Here is a 16,706-nt window from a genome sequence, read left to right as displayed (position 1 = left end):
ATTTCACATAATTCAACAGTATAGCTTAGTTTTGTTGAGTTACAGTGACTGCAGTGTCATTTGTGTATGACACGGAAAATTAGTAAAAATACCATCTACGCCATACTCTAGCATTAATTCGATATCTTCCACTTTATCGACCGTGTAAGCATAAACTTGAAGGCCGCGTTGTTTTGCATCAGCAACAAACTCATGGTTTATAAAGTTTTTATCTACATGAATGCTGTAGGCATGCAGTTTTTGCGCAAACTCGCTGTAATTAATTGGAATAGAAGCGGTGAGTGCGCCAATCTTTACCCAAGGCAGTTTTTGCTTGAGCCACATTAGTTGGTGATGATCGAATGAAGAGACTAACAGGTTATCTCTAGATATCTTTCCTGCACTGACATTTGACTCAATAAGCTCAACAAATTTATCTAGCGAAAAAGTATGTTTAAGTTCTAAATTGAGCAGTGTTTTATCATCAACCCAATCGATTGCCTGCTGTAAAGTCGGTACGACTTCGCCATTGCCTGCATCGTATTGCTGAATTTTTTCTTTTGAGCAGGCGTTTACCTTGCCGCGCCCTGAGGTTGTACGATCAAGCCAGGTGTCATGAATAATCATGTAATCATCAAGACAGCTTTGCACATCAATTTCGATACCATCTACTGCCAAATCAACAGCGGCGATAATGGCGCTCTTGGTATTTTCTGGATAGGTACCACTGGCACCTCTGTGAGCGAATACTTTCATCATTGCTTATACCTACGAGTCACTGACCATGTTTCATAAAAAGCGGCACTAATTACTAACGCGCCACCAATAAGAGTGCTAATTGAAGGTTGCTCATGCAAAATTAAAAAAGCGAAAAACGTACCGTATAAAGGCTGCAAACACGATATCAAACCAGCGGTTGAGGCTGATAAGTTTTTTAGGCTTGCTGCAAACAGTGAATGCGGTGCTGCTGTAAAAATAACCCCTACGGTAATTAATAGCAGCCAATTTATTGTATCAACTTGTAATGGCGGTACTTCGACAAAGGCGCACAGCATAATGCAGGCGATCCAGGTTTGATAAAGCATGGTTTGTGGGCCGCCATACTGGCTAAAGTAACGCTTGTGAACGATATTTCGAAAAGCAAAAAAGAACGCTGACAAAATACCAATAGCAATACCGAGTGTGACATCATTACCTAAGCTGGCATCTGGAATGAGTAAGTAAATCCCTAGCATTACCACCAAGGCGCTAAAAATATCTTTAAGCTGTGGTTTACTGCCATGAAAAAAAGGTTCTAAAAACACCGTGATAACAGGGTAAGTAAAAAAGGCAATCATACCGACTGCAATACCTGCCAATTGCATACCTGCGAAGTAGGTAAGCCAATGTATTCCAACAATGACACCAAGTAACAAGGCGATGAGATAATCACGACGTGAGTGAAGCTTAATCGCTTTCTTTTGGATTGTGAGTAACAGCAGTAGTGCACAGCCCGCAATGGCTGTTCGGTAAACGGTAATATCTAATGCACTTAGGCTGACTAGCTTGGCAAATAATGCAGTGCCCCCAAATAGGAGTACTGCAATGTGTAAGTACAAAAGGCTCTGTTTGTGCGCCTGCATTACAAACCTTGTTATTGTTGTTATTAACTCTCTTTGTAACGGTAATCCTTTACTTTGTAAACTCCCCAAATAGGCTAATCCATTCGTTTAGTTCCAATATTTCCACCCATGTAAGTAATAGTGCAGCACATTTGGCTCATCAAGCGTCGATACTTTTTCGTTGTTAGCGCTAATGTCTGGCGTGAAAATAAACAGTTGTGCGTCATTTTCAGGGCGATAATAGCGGGTGTTAACAGGCAATAACTGGTGGTTGCTACAGATCAAGTTGCAAGCCATAACAAAGCCCCACTCACCGAAAGAGGGCACATTCAAATGATAAGGCAAAGTATGAGCAAAGCCTGCTGCACTGAGCGTGTTGTTGATAGACCAAAATGCCTGTTTTGCAAAAAATGGGCTGGTGGCTTGTGTGACCACAATTCCGTTATTTGGCAGTCGTGTTTTTACTAGTTGATAAAACTGCTGACTGTAAAGCCGTGCAAGATTGATTGCTTTTGGATCGGGTAAATCAATAAAAATAATATCGAACAGTTGTTCGCTTTGCTCAACAAACACATAGGCATCTTGATGAATAATTGTCACTTTAGGATCACTCAGTGAGTGCTTGTTAAGTGTTGTGAGGTTGTGATTAGTTTGCGCAAGCCTAGCGACAGCAGGGTCTAAATCAACCAGGGTAATAGACTCTAATTGCGGGTATTTCAAAAGCTCTCTGGCTGCTAAGCCATCGCCACCACCTAAAATTAGAATTCGTTTTGCATTGCCATGGCGCACCATGGCTGGGTGAATAAGCGCTTCGTGATAGCGATATTCATCAATCGATGAAAACTGTAAGCCACCGTTTAAATAAAGGCGAATATCATCTTTATGACGAGTGAGTACGATTTGCTGATAGGGGGTTTGCTCTGAATGTACAACACGATCATCGTAAATTTGGCTTTGCCAAAGATACGTGAGCTGTTTACTAGCAAATAAGCAAAGCACCAATATTAAGCTAACTAAAACAAGTGTGAGCCTCAGTACTTTTCGACGGTTTGGGCTGATATGGTCGATAAAGTACCAAAGCAATAGCAGCGCAATACTTAGATTCATTAAGCCAAAGCTTAGGGCCGTTTTAAAAACCCCAAGCCAAGGTAAAAATAGAAAAGGAAACAGTAAAGTCGCGAGCAGGGCACCAAAGTAGTCAATAGATAACACATTGGCGAGGTTTGCTTTTAGCGCATAATGTTTTTCCATTAGGCGACTTAACAGCGGAATTTCTAAGCCAATCAAAATCCCTATTAGCGTGGTGAGTAAAATACTAATTGCTTGTAGTGGTAAGCCATAGGCATACGAGAAGTACAACAAGGGCACGCTCAAACCACCAAGTAGTGCAAGCGCTAACTCAAAACCTATAAAATAAGCTAGCAGTGGTTTATCGGGCACAAAACGCGAAAAATAAGAGCCTATGCCCATTGCCGCCATATAGACGCCAATCGTCAGAGAAAATTGGGTGATGCTATCACCCAAAAAGTAGGCACCCGTTGTTGCGATCAGCAGCTCATAGATAATAGAGCAAAGGCCAGCGACAAAAATACTAAACAGTAAAATGTGGCTTTCGCGAATTGATTTACTTACCACCCGGGCCGCCTCGTGAACGAAAACCAGCACTACCAATACTTTGCTCTCGAAGCTGTTTATCTACATAGATATTACTGTGTCCATAGGCGTAAATTTGCCAGTCAGCTTCATCATCATCTTTGCCATAGGCGAACAGAGATACAAGTAGCACAGGCACAAAAAACAGCAGGGCTATAGGCCAAACAGGAAATGTTGTTTCCATCGCTTGCTTTGCCTGTAAGCCTTTTTTGGTGATAGGTTGAAAAGAAATATCTGATTTATTTTTACCTTCCTCTAAGCGATTCAAAATCACAAAAAGGCATAAGCCAGCAATAATGCCTGACATCCACATTAGCGGAATAAGTATTTTACTATTCCCTTTGATTGGGATAATTCGAAACGTATAACTAAAATGTTCGGCACGCTTATTTGGGCCAAACGTACTACTAACGTAGGCGCTATATTGCCCCTTCTTGGGGAAGTGGACATCGTGATAAGTATAATCACGGTATTCAGTCCATTTTCCTTCTGAATCGCGTCCGGTTTCAGCCCATAGCTCATCTGCGTAACTAAATAAATAGTTGCCATCAGGGTCAAATACTTCAAGGTCAATGGCTTTCCACGAATTTAAAGGCAGTCTGCCTTTAATTTCTAAGCGCATCATCTGGCCATCTTCTGGCACATTAAATAGGTAGGCTTTATCTTGTCCGTCGTAGTCTTTAAAGTTGCCATATTGGCCACTGATAAGTGGCGCTTGTAGATCTGCACGTATTATTATGCAAGCCAAAAACGAGATGGCAGCAATAATAAAAAGCTTATAGATGTTCATCCATTACTCCATATATAAGCTTAAATAGCGATAGTGATGATAACAGCAACACAAATGGCAATGCTGCTTTCGATAACCGCAACAGCGGTGTTTTTATCGTGCATTGCTTGGTCGAGAGAAATTTTACTAAAAATAATTTTATCAACGAGGTAACGCACAATTGGTAAAATTAAAAAGCCAAATAATGCGTCAATAAAGAATAAGCTTAAGCTTTGTTGCCAACTATGAAAGCCACCAATAAGCGCATGACATAAGATAATAGCTAATGCCAACATGGTGCCTGAAAAGCTAAGTGCAACGGCTTTATTGCCTTTTTCTAGCTGCTCGTGAAGGTTGAATGCAGTAAGGTGATCATAGCCTTTGGCAAAAATGATAAGCATCAGTTGCCCTAAAAAGTAGAACACAATGGCTGATAACCAGGTGCCTTCGCCGGTTAATGCGCCACCAATGATAAGTGCTGCTGCCATATAGTTAGCTGCTTGTACTAAGCCAACGGCCTCGTTTTGTTGGTTAATTAATTGCTCTTGGTTGCAGAACAAGCGCAGCAGTAATTTGTCATTTAAAATACGTGAGCAGGTCAGTAGTACCATACCTAACACGCTGTACAGTGAAACATTCATCAAGTCGCTAACAAGCCCTTTACTAGGCCCAGCTAAAACAAAGCCGTAAATAATGGTGATAGCTCCTAAATAACCGCCTATCGATAAACCTAAAGCACTGTTGGCATTATCGGTTAACTGGCTGGTGGTGTTGTAAGGCGTTGCTAAGTTATACGACAGTTTTGCAAGGGCTATGATAGCAATGAACAGGCCAATGTAGGCGCTGTTATAGGCCATAGTCGAAAGGTAATGGGTTAAGTTAATATCCATATAGATTTGTTAGCTTGTTGTTATTTTCCGAAAATATTAACACAGAGTGTTTGTTGCAAAGAATATCAACGCCTCACTTTTTGCCAGAATTAATCAATTTCTTAAAAGTTTCATAGCTTTTGCCTGTCTCATTGTTAGGTTATGGGTTAAAATAACAACATAACCAACTAACAAGATAGTGAATGTCAAAACAGGATCCCAATCTCAGTCGAGAACAAGAAAAGTACGAAAACCCCGTCCCTAGCCGTGAGTTTATACTTACTCACTTAGAATCTCGCGCCAAACCAGCAAACTTCACACAACTTTGTGACGAATTACATGTGAACGATACAGAGCGCCAAATAGCGTTCAAACGTCGTTTACGTGCTATGGAGCGCGATGGTCAACTGTATTTCAATAAGTTTAAATGCTACGCATTGATCGATGAATCTGGCCTCGTTAAAGGTAAGGTCATTGGTCATCGTGACGGATTCGGCTTTTTAGAAGTTGAAGGTGAGAGTAAAGATTGGTTTATCGCGAAGCACCAAATGAATATGGTGTTACACGGTGACATTGTGCTTGCAAAAGGCAATCGTAAAGGCGCTAGTGGCAAATGCGAAGCACGTATCATTAAGGTATTAACCAATGAACGAGCACCGATTGTTGGTCGCTATTTTGTTGAGCATGGTATTGCTGTTGTAGTGGCGGAAGACCCACGCATAACGCAAGACATTATGATACTACCGGGTAGTGAAAATGGCGCGCGCCACAATCAAATGGTGCAGGTGCAAATTACCCAAAACCCTAGCCGACATATGAATGCGGTAGGTAAAGTAACCGAGGTACTGGGTGAACATTTAGCACCGGGTATGGAAATTGAAGTTGCACTACGCAATCACGATATTCCCCATGTGTGGCCAGAAGCGGTTGAGAAGCAAGTTGCTCATTTAGGTGAGTTTGTTGATGAACAAGCAAAGCTAGGTCGTGTTGATTTACGTGACTTACCGCTGGTGACTATTGACGGTGAAGATGCCCGTGACTTTGACGATGCCGTTTATTGTGAGCGTAAACCATCGGGTGGTTGGCGTTTATGGGTCGCTATTGCTGATGTGTCGCATTATGTAGGTATGAATACGCCTCTGAATAAAGAAGCGATTGAACGCGGTAATTCAGTGTACTTCCCTGAGCAAGTTATTCCGATGCTGCCAAAAGTGTTATCCAATGGCTTATGCTCACTAAACCCGAAAGTTGACCGCTTATGTATGGTCGCTGAGATGACAGTGTCAGATGCGGGTAAATTGTCTGGGTACAAATTTTACGAAGCGGTGATGAATTCACACGCTCGTTTTACCTACACTAAAGTGAATGCGATTTTACAAGGCGATGAAAAGCTGCGTGAAGAATATGCCGAGATGGTGCCGCATTTAACTGACTTGCATCAGATGTATATGGCACTAAAAGCAGCACGCCAAGAACGTGGTGCGATTGAATTTGAAACGTTAGAAACGCGTTTTGTGTTTAATGCACACCGTAAGATTGAATCAATCGTGCCAGTGGTTCGCAATGATGCACACAAGCTTATCGAAGAGTGCATGATTCTTGCGAACGTATCAGCTGCCCGTTTATTAGAAAAACACGAAGCAAGTGCGCTTTATCGTGTGCATGATGAGCCGGATGGTGAAAAGCTTGGTTTCTTCAGAAACTTTTTATCAGAGCTTGGTATTGAAACCGCGATTTCTGATGAGCCAACACCAAAAGAAATCACTCAGGTGTTAGCAAAATTAGGCGACCGTCCTGAAGCTGAGCTTATTCAAACCATGTTGCTTCGTTCGATGAAGCAAGCGGTGTATCAGCCAGATAACATTGGTCACTTTGGTTTGGCTTTGCCAGCCTATGCCCACTTTACGTCGCCTATTCGTCGTTACCCTGATTTAGTGGTGCACCGTGCAATTAAAGCCGTGCTTAAAGCGCAAGGTCAGCAAACATCCGGTGAGTACGCCTACACTGATGACGAAGTTGATATTTTAGGTGAGCAGTGTTCAACCACTGAACGCCGTGCTGATGATGCGACACGCGAAGTCGCAGATTGGCTGAAATGTGAATTTATGCAAGACCATGTTGGTGACGAATTTGGTGGGGTGATCTCATCGGTAACTAACTTTGGTTTATTTGTACGTTTAGACGACTTACAAATCGACGGCATGATCCATGTAACTAATTTAGGCAATGAATATTTCCATTATGATGGAGCTAAGCATTGCTTGATTGGTGAACAAACACATACCGTTTATCGTTTAGGCGATAAAGTAACGGTTCAGGTTTCATCTGTAAGTCTTGATGAGCGACGCATAAACTTAGTGTTAGCAGGTGAAGCGCAACAAGACCGTTATGCGCGTCGTCGTGGTCGTAGTGCCCCTGCAAAACCAAGTGTTCGTGCCCAGCTTAAGGCCGGTAAAATCCCTGGCAAAAAACCGCAGTCAGGCAGTTTTGAGGCTAAGTCAGGCGATAAAGACAACGAAAAACGTGGCAAGTCTTCTCATTCTAAAGGGCGTAAAAAACCTAATGGTAAACAAGCCGATGCTGTAAAAGCCGGCAACAAGAAGAGCAAGAAGAAAGCCACCAAAAAGGCAAAAAGACCGGGTAAGAATGCCCGTAAACGTAATAGCCGAGGAGCAAATAATACGTGAGTAATGAATTAATTTTTGGTTTTCACTCAGTTGAAGCAATTTTAGCAAAAGAGCCAGAGCGCTTTTTAGAAATTTATGCTTTAAAAGGACGTGAAGATAAACGTTTAAACCCGATTATTGATGAAGCACGTAAATTCGGTATTTCTGTACAATTTATGCAGCGTAAAGCGCTTGATAATAAAGCCGACGGTGAGCAGCACCAAGGCATTATTGCCAATGTAAAAGCAGCCCGTATGTATAACGAGAAAGATCTAGATGAGATCATTGCCCGTGAGGAAACGCCTTTCTTACTGGTACTTGATGGCATAACTGATCCGCATAACTTAGGGGCGTGTTTACGTAGTGCTGATGCTGCAGGCGTGCACGCGATTATCGTTCCTAAAGATAAATCAGCAAAACTCAATGGTACAGCGCGTAAAGTAGCATGTGGTGCGGCAGAAACAGTACCACTGGTACAAGTCACTAATCTGGCACGCACATTACGCGAAATTAAAGACGCAGGTGTTTGGGTTGTCGGCACTGCAGGTGAAACAGATACTGAGTTATTCGATGCAAATCTAACAGGGCCAATGGCGATTGTTATGGGTGCAGAAGGGGATGGTATGCGCCGCTTAACTCGTGAGCATTGTGATTTATTAGTTAAAATCCCAATGGCTGGTACGGTATCTAGCTTAAATGTGTCAGTTGCGACGGGGATTTGTTTATTTGAAGTGTTACGCCAGCGTAATGCAACGCAGATCTAACTACCGCAAAATTCCAGACACAAAAAAGCCGATGTAACATCGGCTTTTTTTGTATCTATTTCGTAAGATTAGATCTTTGCGAAAGCGTCTTGTAGTGGTGGTACTACTTGCTTCTTACGGCTTAATACGCCATCTAACCATACGCGACCGTCTTCTGATTTAACATCATAAGCAGCTTCGATTACAGATACGTCATCAGACGTAATTAGCATTTCTGAGCCTTCTTTCATGATATCAGTTAACAGGAGTAATACTGAGTGTCGATCGCCTTCTTCTTTAAGCTTAGCGATATCAGCTTCAAGATCTGCTTTGATTTCATCAAATACTGCAAGGTCGATAACTTCTAGCTGGCCAATACCTACTAGCTTACCGTTCATGTTGAAGTCTTTGAAATCACGCATTACTAAATCGCGTGCAGGCGTGCCTTCCACTGCTGATTTAACCTTGAACATGTCCATGCCAAGTTCTTTGAAATCTTCGATGCCAGCGATTTCAGCAAGTGCTTCAACACACTTGATATCAGCCGTTGTACATGTTGGTGATTTAAAGATCACAGTGTCGCTTAAGATAGCGCATAACATGATGCCTGCGATATCTTTTGGAATTTCTACATTGTAGAAGTCATACATCATTTTGATGATAGTGTTTGAACAACCAACTGGACGGATCCAACACTCAAGTGGTGTTGACGATGTTAAGTCGCCTAGTTTGTGGTGATCAACAACCCCCACAACACGTGCTTCATCGATGTCATCAGGTGCTTGTGTTTTTTCTGTGTGGTCAACGATATAAACGTCTTCGCCTGCGTAGCTAAGTTTTAGCTCAGGTGCTTCGAAACCGAATTTATCTAGGATAAATTGTGTTTCAGGTGATACTTCACCTAAACGCGTCGGGATCGCAGGTTCATTGATCTGGTTTTTTAAGTAAGCAAGCGCAATTGCACCGCAAATTGAATCTGAATCAGGGATCTTATGACCCACTACATACATTGACATTGACGGAACTCCTTTAAATTTGGCGGATATTTTAGCAAAGTATCGACAGATTGATACATAACAGACATGAAATTTTGTTGATCAATTACAACTGCCAATTAATGTCCTTTTTGGTTACACTTTAAGATATTGAAAACTGAGGAAGATACTGATGCGCTTGAGCCGAAAAGCATGGAATAATGTGGTGATTATTTCGATGCTATTGATGATTTTTTTCTTCAATGGCCTACATAAAAAGCTCAATACACAGCCTGTTGAAGAAGGAGTGCAAGCGTTACTCCCAGCGCAAAGCTTCATTTTAGCAATGGCATTTCCAGAATTAAAAATCGAGCGTATCGGCACCTCTTGGCGAAGCCAATCACAGCAAGAAACCGCATGGCAAGGCGATGAGCAGCAGCTCGAACAACTCGTTGAACTTTGGCAGCATCAACAACTCACTATTGCCAGTCTCCCTGTGAGTAAAATTTCACAGGCGTCGGCTGATTATGTTGCCTCCGTGTGGTTAGCTGGAGAGCAGTTGCCAGCGGTGTATCAGTTGTACAACATAGATCAGCAATACTATTTATTAGATAAGCGGTTACAGCGGGTATTTGAGCTTGAACAAGCTGATGCCGCTAAGTTATTCCCGTTATATCCGTTTTAAGAGAGTCACAGATGCCTGAATTACCAGAAGTTGAAGTTAGCCGTTTGGGAATAACGCCGCATGTGCTTAACCAAACAGTGGCCAAAGTAAATATTCATAACGCCAGTATGCGTTGGCCTGTGCCTGATGATGTATATCAATTACAAGGGCTTGAAGTTACTTCAGTGGAGCGTAGAGCAAAATATTTATTACTCGGTTGTGAGCTGGGTAGTGTTATTTTGCACCTAGGAATGTCGGGTAATTTACGGGTCTTGAGTGCTGATGAGCCACTGAAAAAACACGATCATATCGAATTTATTTTAGCCTCAGGTAAAGCATTAAGGCTCAACGATGCGCGTCGCTTTGGTGCCTGTTTGTGGCAAGCGCCAGGCGAATGTCATACCTTGTTAACCAAACTCGGGCCTGAGCCGCTAACTGATGAGTTTACTGCTAAGCGAGCCTACGAACAGTCTAGAAATAAAAAAGTACCAATTAAACAGTTTATTATGGATAACGCTGTGGTGGTTGGTGTGGGTAATATCTATGCCAATGAATCGTTGTTTAAGGCCGGAATTCACCCGAAACGAGAAGCCGGCAAGGTGTCTTTAAAGCGATTTCAGCAATTAGTGCCTATTATTAAAGAAACTCTCGCAGCGGCTATCACGCAAGGCGGTACAACATTAAAAGATTTCGCTCAAAGTGATGGTAAGCCGGGTTATTTTGCCCAGCAATTACTGGTTTATGGCCGCAAGGGTGAGCCATGCGTTAATTGTAAAGAGCCATTAAAAGAAATTAGATTAGGACAAAGAAGCACAGTGTACTGTTCTAATTGTCAAAAATAATAAAGAATCCCTTATCTATGTAGTATTGCAACAGATAGCAAGATAGAGACAGGCTTAAGGAATGAGAAGGTTGTATGCTATTAAACAAATACGTCATAGGGTGCGTGTGCTTGGCGGCACTGGTTGGTTGTTCTAAAGAGCAACCTCAAGTGGTTGTTGAAGAAGTGGTTACCGCTGAGGTTAAGCAGCTTGATGTGCCACTGTACGGGAATTACGTGGCACGCACAGATGCGTCGCTGGATGTTGAAGTGCGAGCGCGGATCACCGGCTTTGTACAAAGCGTAGAATTTGTTGAAGGTAGCTGGGTAAATGAAGGAGATTTACTCTACACCATTGATGATAGACCCTACCGAGCAAAACTTAATCGCGTTAAAGCGGCGCTGCAAAAAGACCAAGCAGCGCTGGCTAAAGCAAAGCGCGATGTAACCCGTTTAAAACCCCTCTACGAGCAAGACGCAGCAAGTCAGCTTGATTACGACAATGCTATTTCGATTCAAGAGCAAGCACAAGCCTCATTATCAGCAACCCAAGCAGAACTTGAAGAAACCAAGCTTGATTTAGAATATACCCGTGTGACGGCGCCAATTAGCGGCATGGTGGGTAGCTCAGAAGCCGATCTTGGTGCTTTGGTTGGCAGTAATGGTATTTCGCTCCTTACCACCATTCAGCAAATAGACCCTATTTTTGTTAACTTTAATATGTCGGCACTTGATTATTTGAATGCTAAGCGGCGTATGACCAGTATGATGGAGCAGCTACAAGCTGAGCAAAAGGGCAAGGCACTTGAAGGCTTTGTACGTATTTCATTACCTGATGGCAGCGAGTATCGATATTGGGGTGATGTGAGTTTTACCGACCCTAAAATTAGCCCGAAAACGGGCACATTTAAAGTAAGGGCAAAGCTGCCGAACCCTAATAGTGAGCTATTACCTGGACAATATACAAAAGCGCGTATCAAATTATCTGAACTTACAGATGCGATTGTGGTTCCAGAGGAAGCCACACAAGTGGAACAGGGCGGTATTTATGTCATGGTGGTCCTTGATTCTGGTGTGATAGAGCGACGCTTTATTGTTGTTGAGCATTACGGTGAACAGGGAATTGTTGCCAGCGGGGGCTTGAGTGCGGGTGAGCAAGTGGTGGTGAAAGGTTTACATCGCATTCGTCATGGTCAGCAAGTAAAGGCGATTTCGTTAGCCGAATTTGAAAAACGCCAAGTCGCACCTAACACTGACACTACTCCACTGGCGCCAGATAAACCAAGCAAACAAGATGATGAAAAAAATCAGCAGGGAGCTTAGCTATGTTTTCGCATTTTTTTATCAAGCGTCCAGTGTTTGCTATCGTTATTTCGTTAGTTATTTTACTCACAGGCTTGGTCTCGCTCTTTACCCTACCCATTGATCAATACCCAGATATTGCTCCGCCGTCGGTTAAAGTGTCTGCTTCATTCCCCGGCGCAACGGCTGAGACCGCATCTGAGTCGGTAGCTATTCCTCTTGAGCAAGAATTAAATGGCACACCGAATATGTTGTATATGGAGTCAAAGGCAACTAACTCTGGCAGTGTTGGGATCACACTCACCTTTGATGTTGGCACCGACCCTGATCTCGCCCTTGTTGATGTACAAAACACCGCAAGTCAAGCTGGTAGTAATTTACCTGTTGATGTGCAAACTGAAGGGGTGAATGTCTCTAATGAAAGTTCCGTTGAGCTTTTGAAACTGGCACTGACCTCTGATGACCCACGCTATGATGAAATCTATTTGAGTAACTACGCTAGCATCAATGTTGAGGCGGCTTTAAAGCGTGTCCCGGGGGTTGGTAAGGTACGTAACACTGGCTCGCGTTCATATGCTATGCGGGTCTGGTTAAAGCCTGATATTTTAGCGGGCTACGAGTTAACCGTGAATGATGTGACCGCAGCAATCAAAGCACAAAATAAAGAGGCCGCTGCTGGGGAGATCGGGGCTCAGCCAATGAGCGATGCTATTAAGCTTAACTTTCCGGTACGAGCACAAGGCCGGCTTAATAAGGTGGATGAGTTTAATAATATTATGCTGCGAGTTAATAGTGATGGCTCGATGATCCGTTTGCGAGATGTCGCAAGGGTTGAGCTAGCTTCCTCTGCGTATACTTTAAATTCAAAACTTAATGAACAGCCAGCCACTATTTTGCAGGTTTATATGTTACCAGGCTCTAATGCATTAGCGGTTACAGAGCGTGTTAAGGCTGAGATGGAGCGCCTGAGCGAGGCTTTTCCAAAGGGAGTGAAATGGCAGCTTTTTTATGATGCTTCAGAGTTCATCAAACTGTCGATTAATGAGGTGATTAATACCCTTATTCAAGCGCTGATCTTAGTGATTTTAGTGGTGTATTTATTTTTGCAAAACTGGCGAACAACTTTAATACCTGCGTTAGCTGTGCCGGTGTCGATAGTGGGCACCTTTATCGCCTTGGCTGCATTTGGTTTTACCATTAACAATGTCAGTTTATTGGCTATGGTATTAGCAATCGGCATCGTCGTCGATGATGCGATTGTCGTAGTAGAAAGTGTTGAGCGACTGATCAATGAGCAAAATATGGAGGTAGTTGCCGCTACTAAGCAAGCGATGACGGAGCTTTCTGGCGCCATAGTGGCAACCTCTTTAGTACTGGCAGCGGTGTTTGTGCCGGTGTCATTTTTAGCCGGTATTACGGGCATTATGTACCGAGAGTTCGCGATTTCAATTACGGTTGCGGTACTCATTTCAACCTTAGTTGCGCTAACCTTGAGCCCTGCTTTATGTGCGATTTTCTTAAAACCTAGTGCCCCATCAAAAAATAAGATTTTTAATAAATTTAATAACTGGCTTGAAGGTGTTGGCGAAAAATACACTTGGCTTGTAAAGGCATGCTCCGAAAAAGCAAAACGTAGTTATATTGGCTTTTTTATAATGGTAGGAGGCTGTTACTTTGTGTTTAGCCAATTACCAAGCAGCTTTATGCCGCAAGAAGATCAAGGACGCTTTTTTGTTGATATTACCTTGCCAGATGCGGCAACGGTCTCACGTACCAATGAGGTGATAAGTAAGGCAAACCAATATGTTATGAACCATGCCGGGGTGGCTTATTCATTCACGCTAGCGGGTGAAAACCGTCGTGCTGGTAGTGCGCAATCACATGGTCAAATGGAGGTTATTTTACAACCTTGGCAAGTGCGTGCTGAGCAAGGCTTTACGGTCACAAGTGTGATGAATGATATACGTAAGCAGTTGTATGCCATTCCGGATGCTGAGTTTAATGTGTTTCAACCATCAGCTGTAGCGGGGCTTGGTTCGGGCTCTGGCGTTGAGTTTGCGCTGCAAGAAAAAACAGGAGGCAACTTAACGAGTCTGGTTGAATCGCTTGAGGTACTGTTGGCAAATTTAAATAATCGCCCTGAAGTTGCTAAAGCAAGTAGCTCACTGCGTGGCTCAGTACCTCAGCTGTTTTTGGAATTAGATAGAGAAAAAGCTATGGCATTAGAGGTGCCGATTGCCGATGTATACAGCACAATGAAGGTGCTGACTGGCTCATCAACAATTAATGACTTTAATTTATTTGGCCGGGTTTATCGGGTTAAAGTTCAGGCTGAAGATGAATTTAGAGCGCGCCCTGAAAACCTCAATGAATTTTATGTGCGTTCAAAAAATGGCGCTATGGTGCCATCAAATGTGCTTGCTAAGTTAAATTTAACAACCGGTCCGTCTGCGATAAATCGCTTTAATATGTTTACCAGTGCCATGGTGAATGTATCGCCAGCTGAAGGCTATGCATCGGGTGATGTAATTAAGGTAATTAAAGAAGAAATGGCAAAACTACCGCCTAACCTTGGCTATGAATGGACAGGATTAACCTATCAAGAAATTCGTTCATCGGGTCAGTTAAGTATCGCTATCAGCCTTGCTATCGTGTTTGTATTTTTATTTTTAGCGGCGCTCTATGAAAGTTGGAGCTTGCCGTTTGCGGTTCTATTAATAAGCCCGATTGCTATGTTAGGAGCCGCTGTATTGACCTTAGTGACGGGGCATGAAAACAATTTATTCTTCCAAGTCGCCTTTATTGCCTTGATAGGCCTTGCTGCAAAGAACTCAATTTTGATTGTTGAAGTGGCAAATCAGCTTTATCAGGAGGGGATGGATGCCGCTGATGCAGCAATAGAAGCCGCCCGTTCTCGCTTTCGGCCTATTTTAATGACGGCAGCCTCTTTTGTGCTTGGTGTTTTGCCGTTAGTGCTTGCCTCTGGCCCCGGCGCCGTTGGTCGGCAGTCGGTATCTATGCCTATTTTAGGGGGAATGTTACTGGCAAGTTCTATCGGCATTATATTAGTGCCACTGTTTTTTATTACTGCTGCGCGCTTTGTGAAAAAACAGCCGATACCGGCCTCTAAAGTAGTAGAGGAGCAAGTCGATGCATAAATTGTTGCCATTGCTTTGTTTCGCTTGTATTCATGGCTGTGCTGTAGGGCCAGATTTTGAAATACCTGATCATAGTGAAGTTACTAATTTTATGGGCGCAACGGCAACGCCACAGTCGGAGGCTTTAGCGGGCTGGAAGCAAATATATAACGACCCTCATTTGCAAAAGCTGATTAGCCAAGCGCTTCTTAACAACCAAGATATGTTAATTGCGCAATCGAAAATTATTGAAGCGCGAGCTCGGTATCGAATTACGGATGCCGCTTTATGGCCTGATGTGAATGTAGGGCTTACTTCAGAGCGAGAAGAAGAGCTTAATAGCAGCCCAGAAAATACCTTTGATTTAAAAGGTTACTTAAGTTGGGAGCTAGATTTATTTGGTAGTAACCGACGCGCAAGCGAAGCCGCACTGGCAAATTATTATAGCCAAGAGCAAGCAAGAAACGCGTTGCAGCTCGCCTTGATTGCTGATGTTGCGCAGCAGTTTTTTGCCCTCAAAGAAGTTGAAGAGCAATTAAAAATTAGCCTGAGTACGATTAAGCTTCGCGAGAAGGAGCTTGAAATTGCGCGTATTCGTAAAAAAGGCGGTATTATTTCAGGGCTAGAACAGCGCCAAGCCGAGGTTGAATTAGAGTCAGCGAAAGTGAAGATCCCTCCTTTACAGCACAGTGAAAGGCGGATTATTAATCAGTTAAAGTTTTTGATTGGTGATGCCAATGCTGATGTGCAAGGGGGTAATGAGTTATCTGTACAAACCCTTCCTAAGCAATTACCCACAGGGCTACCTAGCGAGCTTTTAAAACGCCGGCCAGATGTACAGCAAGCAATGTATCAATGGCAAGCGGCAATGGCTGAGATAGGAGTCGCAAAAGCGGCGTTATTTCCAAAACTTAATTTATATGCCGAGCTTGGCAGTGAAAGTACTGATTTTAGTGATTTGCTCGCCAGTAACTCGCAGGTTTGGTTACTGGGCTCAGAGTTGTTAATGCCTATATTTAATATGGGGCGCAATCAGGCAAATTTAACGGTGGCGGAACAGCGGGCTTATCAGGCAAGTATTCAATTCCAAAAAACAGTGCTGGTGGCACTGCAAGAAGTGAGTAATCAGCTTTCGAATTATCAGTCTGCAGAGCAAAGCTATGATGCGCAAAGAAGCTTGGTGCTCAGTAGTCAAGATTACTACCGCTTAGCACGCCTTAGGTATAGCAATGGTGTTGCCAGCTCCCTTGATTTGATGGATGCACAGCGGCAGTTATTTTCGGCAGAAATTGCGTTATCGCAGGCCAAAAATGATCGCCTTCAAAGCTTAGCTACGCTTTATAAAGCCCTTGGTGGTGGATGGTATGATACCAATCCGCAATAATACTTAATCAATTTGAGGGATTAAACCTGTCGCTATCTACGTTAAAAATTTCTGATTTAGAACAACTAAATAACGAAATTTTTGCCTTGCTATCAACGAGGTTTTATTGCCTCAAAATAGATCACTTAATTAAGCGAATTGGTAT

The 16,706-nt window shown here is 43.0% G+C and carries 13 protein-coding genes; 7 read left to right on the top strand and 6 right to left on the bottom strand.

The genetic code is table 11. The annotated features are described in order from the left end of the window. Positions 1-39: 39 nt before the first annotated feature. From CWC28_RS10020 to CWC28_RS10000, 5 genes are all read right to left on the bottom strand, one after another. Entirely contained in the window at positions 40-738 is a 699-nt protein-coding gene (locus CWC28_RS10020; protein WP_063702566.1) for a glycerophosphodiester phosphodiesterase, read from the bottom strand. Then, positions 735-1,601: a DMT family transporter gene (locus CWC28_RS10015; RefSeq protein WP_105180151.1), complete on the bottom strand. Its 867-nt coding sequence runs from the start codon at positions 1,599-1,601 to the stop codon at positions 735-737. Before CWC28_RS10015 ends, CWC28_RS10020 begins: the two co-directional genes overlap by 4 nt. Before the next feature lie 87 nt (positions 1,602-1,688). Then, positions 1,689-3,215, bottom strand: coding sequence for a polyamine aminopropyltransferase (locus tag CWC28_RS10010; RefSeq protein ID WP_249324963.1), 1,527 nt, complete (start codon positions 3,213-3,215; stop codon positions 1,689-1,691). Then, complete coding sequence (locus tag CWC28_RS10005; protein ID WP_138625100.1) at positions 3,205-4,023, bottom strand: hypothetical protein; 819 nt, start codon at positions 4,021-4,023, stop codon at positions 3,205-3,207. The genes CWC28_RS10010 and CWC28_RS10005 overlap by 11 nt, the downstream gene beginning before the upstream one ends. A gap of 20 nt (positions 4,024-4,043) precedes the next feature. Continuing rightward, complete coding sequence (locus CWC28_RS10000; protein WP_063702559.1) at positions 4,044-4,892, bottom strand: DUF350 domain-containing protein; 849 nt, start codon at positions 4,890-4,892, stop codon at positions 4,044-4,046. Between the two features lie 182 nt (positions 4,893-5,074). On the opposite strand from CWC28_RS10000, the gene rnr reads away from it, so the two are divergent. Then, a complete protein-coding gene (gene rnr / locus CWC28_RS09995) occupies positions 5,075-7,558 on the top strand; it encodes a ribonuclease R (protein ID WP_063702557.1) in 2,484 nt (827 codons plus the stop codon). Continuing rightward, positions 7,555-8,301 (top strand): 23S rRNA (guanosine(2251)-2'-O)-methyltransferase RlmB, encoded by a 747-nt coding sequence (rlmB, locus tag CWC28_RS09990; RefSeq protein WP_063702555.1) that lies wholly within the window; start codon positions 7,555-7,557, stop codon positions 8,299-8,301. The genes rnr and rlmB overlap by 4 nt, the downstream gene beginning before the upstream one ends. Positions 8,302-8,369: 68 nt before the next feature. Here rlmB and CWC28_RS09985 read toward each other — a convergent pair whose 3' ends face one another. Further along, on the bottom strand, positions 8,370-9,296 hold the full coding sequence (locus CWC28_RS09985; protein WP_063701986.1) for a manganese-dependent inorganic pyrophosphatase: 927 nt from the start codon (positions 9,294-9,296) through the stop codon (positions 8,370-8,372). A 151-nt stretch (positions 9,297-9,447) separates the two neighbouring features. Between CWC28_RS09985 and CWC28_RS09980 the strand changes: the two genes are divergently transcribed. The 5 genes from CWC28_RS09980 to CWC28_RS09960 all read left to right on the top strand — a co-directional run bounded on the left by CWC28_RS09980 (position 9,448) and on the right by CWC28_RS09960 (position 16,561). Continuing rightward, the gene (locus CWC28_RS09980; protein WP_171038304.1) at positions 9,448-9,939 is read left to right on the top strand and encodes a hypothetical protein; all 492 of its coding nucleotides are present in this window, start codon (positions 9,448-9,450) and stop codon (positions 9,937-9,939) included. Between the two features lie 11 nt (positions 9,940-9,950). Further along, complete coding sequence (mutM, locus tag CWC28_RS09975; RefSeq protein ID WP_138625098.1) at positions 9,951-10,760, top strand: bifunctional DNA-formamidopyrimidine glycosylase/DNA-(apurinic or apyrimidinic site) lyase; 810 nt, start codon at positions 9,951-9,953, stop codon at positions 10,758-10,760. Between the two features lie 74 nt (positions 10,761-10,834). Next, positions 10,835-12,061: an efflux RND transporter periplasmic adaptor subunit gene (locus CWC28_RS09970; RefSeq protein WP_063701993.1), complete on the top strand. Its 1,227-nt coding sequence runs from the start codon at positions 10,835-10,837 to the stop codon at positions 12,059-12,061. A 2-nt stretch (positions 12,062-12,063) separates the two neighbouring features. After that, complete coding sequence (locus CWC28_RS09965) at positions 12,064-15,198, top strand: efflux RND transporter permease subunit (RefSeq protein ID WP_138625097.1); 3,135 nt, start codon at positions 12,064-12,066, stop codon at positions 15,196-15,198. Next, on the top strand, positions 15,191-16,561 hold the full coding sequence (locus CWC28_RS09960) for an efflux transporter outer membrane subunit (RefSeq protein WP_138625096.1): 1,371 nt from the start codon (positions 15,191-15,193) through the stop codon (positions 16,559-16,561). Before CWC28_RS09965 ends, CWC28_RS09960 begins: the two co-directional genes overlap by 8 nt. Positions 16,562-16,706: the final 145 nt, after the last annotated feature.

Origin of the sequence: Pseudoalteromonas sp. S4492 (assembly GCF_005886115.1) — a bacterium.
GTDB lineage: Bacteria > Pseudomonadota > Gammaproteobacteria > Enterobacterales > Alteromonadaceae > Pseudoalteromonas > Pseudoalteromonas gelatinilytica.
The sequence above is the reverse complement of the archived record's forward strand: the minus strand, read 5'-3'. Positions and strand labels throughout refer to the sequence as shown.

What these genes read in the sequence shown, in the direction of transcription:
- CWC28_RS09970 (WP_063701993.1), top strand. Translation starts at nt 10,835, where the DNA reads ATGCTATTAAACAAATACGTCATAGGGTGCGTGTGCTTGGCGGCACTG.
- CWC28_RS10005 (WP_138625100.1), bottom strand. Translation starts at nt 4,023, where the DNA reads ATGAACATCTATAAGCTTTTTATTATTGCTGCCATCTCGTTTTTGGCT.
- CWC28_RS09985 (WP_063701986.1), bottom strand. Translation starts at nt 9,296, where the DNA reads ATGTCAATGTATGTAGTGGGTCATAAGATCCCTGATTCAGATTCAATT.
- CWC28_RS10020 (WP_063702566.1), bottom strand. Translation starts at nt 738, where the DNA reads ATGATGAAAGTATTCGCTCACAGAGGTGCCAGTGGTACCTATCCAGAA.
- mutM (WP_138625098.1), top strand. Translation starts at nt 9,951, where the DNA reads ATGCCTGAATTACCAGAAGTTGAAGTTAGCCGTTTGGGAATAACGCCG.
- CWC28_RS10015 (WP_105180151.1), bottom strand. Translation starts at nt 1,601, where the DNA reads ATGCAGGCGCACAAACAGAGCCTTTTGTACTTACACATTGCAGTACTC.
- CWC28_RS10000 (WP_063702559.1), bottom strand. Translation starts at nt 4,892, where the DNA reads ATGGATATTAACTTAACCCATTACCTTTCGACTATGGCCTATAACAGC.
- CWC28_RS09960 (WP_138625096.1), top strand. Translation starts at nt 15,191, where the DNA reads ATGCATAAATTGTTGCCATTGCTTTGTTTCGCTTGTATTCATGGCTGT.
- rnr (WP_063702557.1), top strand. Translation starts at nt 5,075, where the DNA reads ATGTCAAAACAGGATCCCAATCTCAGTCGAGAACAAGAAAAGTACGAA.
- CWC28_RS09965 (WP_138625097.1), top strand. Translation starts at nt 12,064, where the DNA reads ATGTTTTCGCATTTTTTTATCAAGCGTCCAGTGTTTGCTATCGTTATT.
- CWC28_RS09980 (WP_171038304.1), top strand. Translation starts at nt 9,448, where the DNA reads ATGCGCTTGAGCCGAAAAGCATGGAATAATGTGGTGATTATTTCGATG.